Source organism: Candidatus Enterococcus wittei (assembly GCF_002140175.1).
Taxonomy (GTDB): domain Bacteria; phylum Bacillota; class Bacilli; order Lactobacillales; family Enterococcaceae; genus Enterococcus_B; species Enterococcus_B wittei.
Window position 1 is genome coordinate 701,638 of record NZ_NGMO01000001.1, and the last position, 5,980, is coordinate 707,617.

4 protein-coding genes and 1 other annotated feature are annotated in these 5,980 nt (G+C 38.1%); all 4 genes read right to left on the minus strand.

Annotation, left to right across the window (positions count from 1 at the left end):
• Positions 1 to 119: 119 nt before the first annotated feature.
• Complete coding sequence (gene argS, locus A5844_RS02675; protein ID WP_086283673.1) at positions 120 to 1,811, minus strand: arginine--tRNA ligase; 1,692 nt, start codon at positions 1,809 to 1,811, stop codon at positions 120 to 122.
• Positions 1,812 to 1,885: 74 nt separating this feature from the next.
• Positions 1,886 to 2,085 (minus strand) — a binding site (T-box leader).
• 149 nt (positions 2,086 to 2,234) lie between these two features.
• Positions 2,235 to 3,182, minus strand: a complete 948-nt coding sequence (gene arcC, locus A5844_RS02680) for a carbamate kinase (RefSeq protein WP_086283675.1) — start codon at positions 3,180 to 3,182, stop codon at positions 2,235 to 2,237.
• A gap of 254 nt (positions 3,183 to 3,436) precedes the next feature.
• Entirely contained in the window at positions 3,437 to 4,456 is a 1,020-nt protein-coding gene (argF, locus tag A5844_RS02685; RefSeq protein WP_086283677.1) for an ornithine carbamoyltransferase, read from the minus strand.
• Between the two features lie 86 nt (positions 4,457 to 4,542).
• The gene (gene arcA / locus A5844_RS02690; RefSeq protein ID WP_086283679.1) at positions 4,543 to 5,772 is read right to left on the minus strand and encodes an arginine deiminase; all 1,230 of its coding nucleotides are present in this window, start codon (positions 5,770 to 5,772) and stop codon (positions 4,543 to 4,545) included.
• Positions 5,773 to 5,980 lie beyond the last annotated feature (208 nt).

Here is a 5,980-nt window from a genome sequence, read left to right on the forward strand (position 1 = left end):
CACGGTGTTCCACCAGCTGCCCTTCGGCAATAAGGCAGAATCTCAAAAAATATGGAAAGCTATTTTCTGAGATTCTTTCTTATTGCTCAGGTCAAAACGCTGGTGTCACAACCTTTTTCTTACATTTTTTCTGGTGCATGTAGGCCTAATAGGCGTAGGTCTTCTTTTAGTAAGACTGTTACTGCATAAACTAATGCTAGTCGTGATTCTTTTTGTGCATCGTCCGCTAGGATCTTCGTATGTGCATAGTATTTATTGAATGCTTGGGCTAATTTGATTGCATGTTTTGCAATGATTGATGGTTCATATTTTTCGCCTGCTTGTAGGACTGTTTCAGGATATTTTTGTACTAATTTGATGACTTCCCAACTGCTTTCATCATTTAGTGCATAAGTTTGTTCTGTGGATGGAACAAAGCCTGCTTTGTCTAATAGACTCATTGCACGAGCATGGGTATATTGAACGTATGGTCCTGTTTCTCCTTCAAAACGTACGACTTCTTCTAAATTGAAGTCGAAAGTATTCAAACGATCATTTTTCAAGTCGTGGAAGATAACTGCTCCTACACCGACTTGTTTTGCTACGACATCTTTGTTTTCCAAATCAGGGTTTTTCTCGCCGATTTGTTCTTTGGCAGATTCAATAGCTTCGTTCAATACTTCTTCTAAAAGAACGATTTTTCCTTTACGTGTTGATAATTTTTTCCCACCTTGTGTGATCAAACCAAATGGAATGTGATGCATATCATCTGACCAGTCAAAGCCTAGTTCTTTCAAGACCGCTTTTAATTGTTTGAAGTGATAGCTTTGCTCATTACCTACGACATATAAAGATTGTTTGAAATTGTAAGTCCGTTTGCGGTATAAAGCAGCGGCTAAATCACGTGTGATATATAATGTTGCCCCATCTGATTTCTTGATCAAAGCTGGGTTTAGATCATAAGCAGACAAATCAACGATTTCTGCTCCTTTATCTTCTTGCAGTAAATGTTTTTCTTCTAATAATTCAACGATTTCATCCATTTTGTCGTTGTAGAATGCTTCCCCATTCAATGAATCAAAACGAACTTCTAACAAGTCATAGATCTTATTGAATTCTTTCATTGATTCGTCACGGAACCATTGCCATAATTGAATCGCTTCTTCATCGCCTTCTTCTAGACGTTTGAACCAAGAACGTGCTTCATCATTCAGTTCAGGGTGTGTTTCTGCTTCTTCGTGGAAGTGTACATATAAACGTAGCAATTCATTGATTGGCTCAGCTTTGACTGCTTCTTCTGATCCCCATTTTTTGTATGCTACGATCAATTTACCAAACTGTGTACCCCAATCACCTAAATGGTTAATGCGAATAGGTTGATATCCTAGTTTTTCCATGATAAAACCAATCGAGTTACCGATCACTGTAGAACGTAAATGTCCCATAGAAATTGGTTTTGCAATATTTGGTGAAGACATATCGATCGGAACTGTTCCTTGATTACCAATCGTGCTATCGCCATAGTGTTCTTTTTCTTTTACAACTGTTGCCAAGATTTTTTGACTGATCACTTCTTTATTCATAAAGAAATTAAGGTAAGGTCCAACTACTTCGATTTTTTCGAAGTTGGTTGAATCGATTTTTTCAGCTAGATCCGCTGCAATTTGTTGTGGAGCTTTACGGAAAATTTTTGCTAATGAAAAAGCCGGAAATGCGACATCCCCATGATCGGCTGATTTAGGATTTTCAAGTAACTGGGCCACTTGTTCTAGTGACAACTCTTCTTTTACTACTTCGTATAATGCATTTGCAACGATTTCTTTATTGTTCATTCTATTTCCTCCTAAAAAATGATGTTTGCTGTAAAACAAAAAAATCTCTAGCGAATACATACGATAATGTATTCACTAGAGACGAGATTTCCCGCGGTACCACTCCAATTGTCCTGTTCACAGGACCTGCTTCATCTGATATCGGTTGACAACCGTCTGTCAAAGACAGAATTCTCCAAGTGCGCTTCATTGACATCCATCCATCCGGCTTCCACTCTACCCAGACTCGCTTTGAATGAGAACAGCCAACTACTCTCTTGTTCAGCAAACGTTAGACATATTAAACTTGATTGAATTATAGCAGAAAAAAAATGGACTGGCTAGGGTTTTATCATAAAATGTCCAGAAGGTCTAAAGGAGAATAAACACCAACTGGACATTTTATACACTTATTTTATAAGAAACAGTCACAAAACAGCCGATTTAGTCAGCAACAATGATTGTTCCTTCTTCTGAAGCTAGAAGATTTTCAATATTTTCCAATGAAGTGATGATTGCTTTTGCCTCTGGTCTTGCTTCAACAAACGCAATCGCAGCTTCTACTTTTGGCAACATACTTCCTGGAGCAAATTGTTTTTCTTCGATATATTGTTTCATTTCTGAAACAGAGACAGTTTCTAGTTTCTTTTGATCAGGTTTTTGGTAGTTGACATACACATTATCCACACCAGTTAAAACAATCAATAGATCGGCTCCGATGATTTCTGCTAATTTTTCAGAAGCAAAATCTTTGTCGATCACTGCTTCTCGACCTTCAAGACCAGTAGTTGTTTCCACCACTGGAATCCCGCCTCCACCAACGGAAATCGTGATGACTCCTTGTTCCACTAGTGTTTCGATCACACGAGCTTCTTTGATAGAGATTGGTTTTGGTGAAGCTACGACTTTACGCCAACCACGTCCAGCATCTTCTTTGAAAGTCACAGATGGATCAGCCTTCATTTGTTCACTGGCTTCTTCTTCTGTATAGAAAGGTCCAACTGGTTTACTTGGTTGTTTGAATGACGGATCATTTTCATCCACGATCACTTGGGTTACTAACGAAACAACATCTTTATCGATCCCTTTTTGTTTCAATACTTCGCCCATTGCATTTTGTAACCAATAGCCAATCGAGCCTTCTGTCATTGCCACACAGGTATCTAATGGCATCGCAGGTGTTTTCTCTGAATCAGCCGCTTGTTGTTGGATCAACAAGTTCCCTACTTGCGGACCATTACCATGAGAGATGATCAATTCATCTCCTTGTTCAATAAATTTCACTAAGTATTTTGCTGTTTCCATCAAAGCATCTTGTTGTGCTTTCGCACTTGCATCTGTTGATAAAATTGCGTTGCCGCCTAGTGCAACCACTACTTTTCGATTTGCCATGTCTCTCTCCCTTTCATAGGTTCATCAGTGTTCCTTGCTAGAAATAAAACAAAAGAACTTAAAGATAACGCTTTCTTTTCAGAATTCTAATCTTTTCTCGATTTCTAGAACACTGTCTTTTCGATTTTTTAAAGAGAAATGAGCTTGTCATTCCCTCTTTTTGTCGATGACAAAACAAGCCAGCGTTCGATAAGGAACGTTCGTAACGCTGACTCGTCTGCTTCATTCAATTGTAAGAATCAACGAGGATCAACTTACACACGAGGAATGAATAAGTTTCCTAGTGTTGCAGCCATGATCGCTTTGATTGAGTGCATACGGTTTTCTGCTTGGTCAAATTGACGTGCATATTTGCTGCGGAAGACTTCATCTGTTACTTCCATTTCAGTAATGCCAAAGCGTTCTTTCATTTGTTCGCCATACACTGTTTCTGTATCATGGAATGCTGGTAAGCAGTGCAAGAAGATCAATCGATCAGTGTTATGTGTTTTTTCGATCATTTCCATGTTGATTTGGTAAGGTTTCAACAATTTGATCCGTTCTTCAAATTTGTCTTCTTCACCCATAGATACCCATACGTCTGAGTAAAGTACGTCTACGCCGTCTACCCCTTTGTCTACGTCATCAGTGATCATTAATTGTGCACCAGATTTTGCAGCAAAGTCTTCAGCCATTTTAACGATTTCTTCTTCTGGTTGTAATTCTTTTGGAGCAACGATACGCATGTTAGCACCTAAGATCGCAGCAGTTACCAATAATGAGTTTGCCATGTTGTTACGGCCATCACCACAGTAAGCAATAGTGATTCCTTCTACTTGACCAAAGTTTTCTTGGATCGTTAAGAAGTCAGCAATCATTTGTGTTGGATGCCATTCATCAGTTAAACCATTCCATACTGGTACACCAGAGTATTCTGCTAATTCTTCTACCATTTTTTGGCTGAATCCACGGAATTCGATTCCGTCGAACATACGACCTAATACTTTGGCAGTATCTTCAGTTGATTCTTTCTTACCTAATTGAATGTCATTTGCACCTAGATATTCAGGATGTGCGCCAAGATCGATTGCGGCAGTAGTAAATGCTGCACGTGTACGAGTAGATGTTTTTTCAAACAATAACGCAATGTTTTTACCTTCTAAATAATGATGAGGAATGCCACGTTTTTTCAAATCTTTCAAGTGTTCAGAAAAGTCGATCAAATATTGTAACTCTTCCTTTGTAAAATCTTTTTCTGCTAATAAACTTCTTCCTTGAAATACAGATTTTTTCATACTAACTATTCTCCTTTAGTTTCGTTTCTATTTTATTTAGAGGAAATCTGATGGCAGTTGACAGTTAAGCTGCCATCAGTAAAAACCTATTTTAAATCTTCACGTACAAGTGGTTGGCTCATGCAACGAGGGCCGCCACGACCGCGTGACAATTCACTTGATGTGATTTCAAGAACTTTGATTCCGTAGCTTCTTAATAATTCATTTGAAACATAGTTACGGTTATAAGTGACAACCACACCTGGAGCAATTGCCAGTGTATTTGATCCATCATTCCATTGTTCACGAGGAGCAACGATTGCATCGCCATTACCTGTAGGGATCAAGATAAGATCATCTAATCCTAACGCAGATTTCAAAGATGCGTGCAAATCATCTGAATGAGAAATCTTGATGTCATCTCCTGCTTGTTCAATCGTAAAGACATCCATTTTTCCTTCTTTACTTTGAATGGCTGGATGAATCGTAAATTTGTCGTGATCCACCATAGTGAATACTGTATCTAAATGCATCATCGCACGGTTATTAGGGATCTTGATCGCCAAGACTTTTTCAAAGCCAGCATTTTTAGCAAATAGATTACGCGCTAATTTTTCAATTGCTTTGGCACTTGTCCGTTGAGAAATACCAACTGCAACCACTGTATCACTTAAGATCAGTTCGTCCCCACCTTCGATATGGTCAGGATTTTCACGATCCAACCAAACTTCTACCCCTTTGTTCGCAAATCGTGGATGATGTTTTAAGATATATTCTGTAAACATTGATTCGCGACGACGTGCTTCAAAGGTCATCTTGTTGACGGTCATCCCATTCCCCATTGATGCGGAAGGGTCTCTTGTGAAGTATAAGTTAGGCATTGGGTCCATATAGAATGGGTAATCATCATCTGCAGAAAGGTCATATAGACTTCTTGATTTTACCTCGATATCTTTCGTACGGACACCTGCCATGATTTTATCTACCATTTCTTGTGTTTCCATTGATAGAAGGAACTCATGAAGACCATCTCTGACAGCATCAGATACAATATGTGATTCATCAAGCATTTTATTTAAAAATTGCTCTTTCACATTGCCTGCATCAATTGCTTCAGCAGCTAATTTTTCTAGATATAAAGTTTCAACACCTTCATTTTGAAGTGTTTTAGCAAAATTATCATGTTCAGCCTGAGCAATTGGCAAATACGGAATATCATCAAACAACAAACGGTCCATGATATCTGGTGTTAAATTTTCCACTTCTTGTCCAGGTCTTTTTAATAAGACTGTCTTTAACTTCCCTATCTCAGAGAAAACGTGAATCGGTTTATCCATGTTGTGTTGCCTCCTTCGTTTTGTTTACATACATAGAATAGCTTGCTTTTGTAATCACTTTCATAAATTTTTGGCATTTAAAACGTGAGGATTTTCTCATTATTAAAAGATAATTAAATAATTAAACATACACATCTAGATGTGTATAAGAGACAGACATAGAATAGCTTGCTTTTGTATCACTTTCATAAATTTTTGGCATTTAAAA

Coding starts and splice junctions, on each gene's coding strand:
- argS (WP_086283673.1), bottom strand. CDS start 1,811: ATGAACAATAAAGAAATCGTTGCAAATGCATTATACGAAGTAGTAAAA.
- arcC (WP_086283675.1), bottom strand. CDS start 3,182: ATGGCAAATCGAAAAGTAGTGGTTGCACTAGGCGGCAACGCAATTTTA.
- argF (WP_086283677.1), bottom strand. CDS start 4,456: ATGAAAAAATCTGTATTTCAAGGAAGAAGTTTATTAGCAGAAAAAGAT.
- arcA (WP_086283679.1), bottom strand. CDS start 5,772: ATGGATAAACCGATTCACGTTTTCTCTGAGATAGGGAAGTTAAAGACA.